Annotated in this window: 6 protein-coding genes; all 6 read right to left on the reverse strand. The window is 42.8% G+C overall.

Features of this window, described 5'->3' with window-relative positions; translation table 11 throughout:
* Positions 1-233: 233 nt before the first annotated feature.
* The 6 genes from RMO35_RS16560 to RMO35_RS16585 all read right to left on the reverse strand — a co-directional run bounded on the left by RMO35_RS16560 (position 234) and on the right by RMO35_RS16585 (position 3,060).
* Positions 234-545, reverse strand: a complete 312-nt coding sequence (locus tag RMO35_RS16560; RefSeq protein ID WP_309742421.1) for a hypothetical protein — start codon at positions 543-545, stop codon at positions 234-236.
* A gap of 75 nt (positions 546-620) precedes the next feature.
* On the reverse strand, positions 621-884 hold the full coding sequence (locus RMO35_RS16565) for a hypothetical protein (protein ID WP_309742422.1): 264 nt from the start codon (positions 882-884) through the stop codon (positions 621-623).
* A gap of 105 nt (positions 885-989) precedes the next feature.
* Positions 990-1,256: a hypothetical protein gene (locus tag RMO35_RS16570; RefSeq protein ID WP_309742423.1), complete on the reverse strand. Its 267-nt coding sequence runs from the start codon at positions 1,254-1,256 to the stop codon at positions 990-992.
* 84 nt (positions 1,257-1,340) lie between these two features.
* Positions 1,341-2,390, reverse strand: coding sequence for a DUF932 domain-containing protein (locus RMO35_RS16575; RefSeq protein ID WP_309742424.1), 1,050 nt, complete (start codon positions 2,388-2,390; stop codon positions 1,341-1,343).
* Between the two features lie 118 nt (positions 2,391-2,508).
* Positions 2,509-2,826 (reverse strand): hypothetical protein, encoded by a 318-nt coding sequence (locus RMO35_RS16580; protein WP_309742425.1) that lies wholly within the window; start codon positions 2,824-2,826, stop codon positions 2,509-2,511.
* A gap of 93 nt (positions 2,827-2,919) precedes the next feature.
* The gene (locus tag RMO35_RS16585) at positions 2,920-3,060 is read right to left on the reverse strand and encodes a hypothetical protein (RefSeq protein WP_309742426.1); all 141 of its coding nucleotides are present in this window, start codon (positions 3,058-3,060) and stop codon (positions 2,920-2,922) included.
* Positions 3,061-3,199 lie beyond the last annotated feature (139 nt).

Here is a 3,199-nt window from a genome sequence, read left to right on the forward strand (position 1 = left end):
AGGAGGGACTTGCACCCTCATCAATTAGACAGTTCAAGCCTTGAGTTGCTACATGTCTGGTAGCCAGCTTGGAAGTATTATGTACGGACTTTCACCGTGATTCATACTTCAACGAATCGCACCCGATTCCCAGTTGTGGACGAACCAATGGCGGGAAGGAGTACTATTGTCATTTGAAGTGTTTAGCATAATTAAAGTTAGAGAGGTGGGCAGAACGAGATGAAATTTAGGCTTTATATAATTCCTGCGGATTGCATTTCCAAAACTTGACTTATATAGATTTCGAGTACTTCCCAATTAATTCCAACTTCTAGCATTTGAATATGGGCGATCGCTGTTGAGGCATCGATATTGTTCCATCGCTGCCCTGCTAGACCCAATATAACTTCTTGGATGAGATATTTGTGGCGATCGACAGCTTCAATCCGAACTAATTTAAGGTTGTTCAATTGGATTAGCTTATGTCGTTCATCATCATTAATGACAGCATAATTGAGCTGATTGAGATATTCATAAACAGCGATCTGGTAGGTTTCGAGTTTCATGATCTTAGAAGATTTGGATGAGTTTTACAGCACTTTGCAGTCATACTTGAACGATCGGTATCAAAGAGAAATCATTTATACTAGCCGAGCTAATCTGTCTCTAGCTGGCTCCAGAGATTGAATTTGGATGTCTAGATATTTACGCTCTTCGTAGAGATAAAATAATTCATTATCAATGGATTGAATTAGACCTGCAATCTCTTTTTTGTCCGAATCATTTAGATCCTGACAAAGCAGTGGTAGATCGTCTAAACTAATTTTCTTGCCTTCAATAATACATCCATAAGATTGAATGAGGTTGACAATTTTCTCGACTTTTTTATTGTTCGATTCGTACATAATGCTTATTTCCTAGAGATTGGTAATGTGAGTAAGAATCCAAAAAAGCACCAGTCTTCAAAAGTGAATGGTGCTCAATAGGATTAGAGATTGTTGGCAGGAAAGCTAGGGATTAACAGGAAAATTCCAAAACATTTTGGCTGCACCACCAATGACGATTACAATCAGTCCAGCAACAATGGTTCTCAGCAAAATCTCTTGATTGCCAACTCTTGTTGACAGTCCATCAACCTTAGCGTCAAGAGTTTTGATTTCACCTTTAATTTCAACTTGACCTAGCTTTAAGTCAGTTACATCTTTCTGAATAACGTCTAGTTTTTGGTTGATACCATTTAAGACATCTTTAAGTTCGACTTCAATCGTCAGGGACATAATGTTATCCTAGTTGTTAGTCTTGAATTTCTTTGGTTTTGAGAAGTCCCAGTAATGCTACTTACTGGGATTTATCCATTTTAGCTAATTACGGGCAGTTGCTACTTCGCACCAAGTGCTTTGCGGCAAGTACAGAACGCTCGAACCAAGCCGCTCGACTTCAATTGCCCGATCGTAAGATTCGATGTCTTCAGCAGTCCGAGTAACCGCATTCAACAGCCCAAACCGCGACAAGTCACCAGAACGAATCAAATGGTCGAGAACCGAACTAGATTCGTCACTGTTTAAGCCAATTGCTTTGGCGGTAAGCTCGACAGCCTTTGCCGAATGACCAGTGATGAGGTCATTCTTAGAGGCTTGCAGATCGGCAACTGCATTGCGGAATGTGGTAATACTTATCGCATTCCGCACTAGATCGCGAATCTTTAACTTGAAGGCGTTATCGATCGCTTGCACGGTATCGGAAGCATACAAGTCAGTGCTTTCATTCGCACGACCCGCATGGTTCTTCCGCTGCTTGGCATCTTTGAGCGTTAAGCCATTGGTGCAAACTAGGCGATAGATAAAGGGTTCGACCGAGATCGAGCCGTTGCCGAGTTCGCCATTCGACAGCACGAATCCCGCTTGAACTGGGTCGCCAACCGAGATAGCAGCTTCAATGTTGGTGTTAATAACTTTCAAATACATTTTCTCTGCGGTAACGTTGCAGCTTGCGATGGTAATGCCTTCACCCATTTCAGCAAGCTCAGGCATTACCATCGCTAGAATTTCGTGATTGTCCACGATCCGATAGCGATTGCTCAAGAACGCCCGCACCTGACCTCGCAAAGTACGAATCAGCGAGGTTTCGCCTTGCTTTTTAGCCAACCAATGATTGATGTTGGTTGACAACAGAGCGGGGGCCTCCGAGCGCATCCGATCGTAATAGGGCTTTGGAACCTGGATGCGGCTAGCCATTTGTGAGTGAGCGAAGTCTGTCGCTGGCATTTCTTCGCTGCCATTATTGGTTTCGAGATGAAAGTTGCCATTACCGAGCATACTCAAGCTCGATGTGGGAGCGTGGAAGTCGCGCTTAGATTCTTGTTGGGCGGTGAGTTCTTCGGCGAGTTGGACGAGAGTTAGACCAGATTTCATGATGTTGACCTCGGATAAAGTAGGGATGGATAAAGATGAAAAAGCCGCCGAATCGCTCTAGATTCGGCGGCAGAATTCAAACCGTCAACTAACTGCGGCTTGCCGCGTCCGGTTCCGATCAAAAGTTGTGTAATTCGGCTTTCACTGCATTTATTTCAGCCTCAATAATAGCGAGGGTTTCCGTCAGACTTTGATGAAAGAATTTCTTACATGAAAGAGATGCAGGACGAATTTCTATTTGCCCATCATCGCCAATATGGATACTAACAGAGCAGTCTTTATATTTTGCACTATAAACATCTAGACGGAAATAAACTAGACCTCTAAAACTGTAGAGGTGATAAGTAATATAGTCCGCCGAATCAACTTGTCCACGTAAAATTCTATCTACCATCATTCGTCTGATTTCATATATTTCTTGAAAGTTTATCTTCATTTTTAGCCTCGCATAATTAGTACAAAAGAAAATCGCCAAATATATTTGTACTTGGCGATTAGAACATGGATTCTAGCGATCGTTCCGCTTCACTTACAGCGTTCGACGATCGCTAGATGGCAGTCGAACGCTGTAATGCTGTTGAATAGTCGATTGACGAAGCTGCTGTTTGAGCTTCATCATTGCCTCGAAAGGAAGGTCGATACGTGGGTACTTAGCTGTATTTTGCTGCATGATGGATGTAGTGGTTCGATGGAAATAGGAAAGCCGCCAAACTCACATCTTGCACTAAAACAAAGTTACTGGTGTTCTAGTGGCTAGTGGCTAGTGGCTAGGGCGTGTCATCAATTAGGTAAACTTAGGTAAAGTAACA

It is taken from the genome of Chamaesiphon sp. OTE_20_metabat_361 (genome assembly GCF_031364565.1).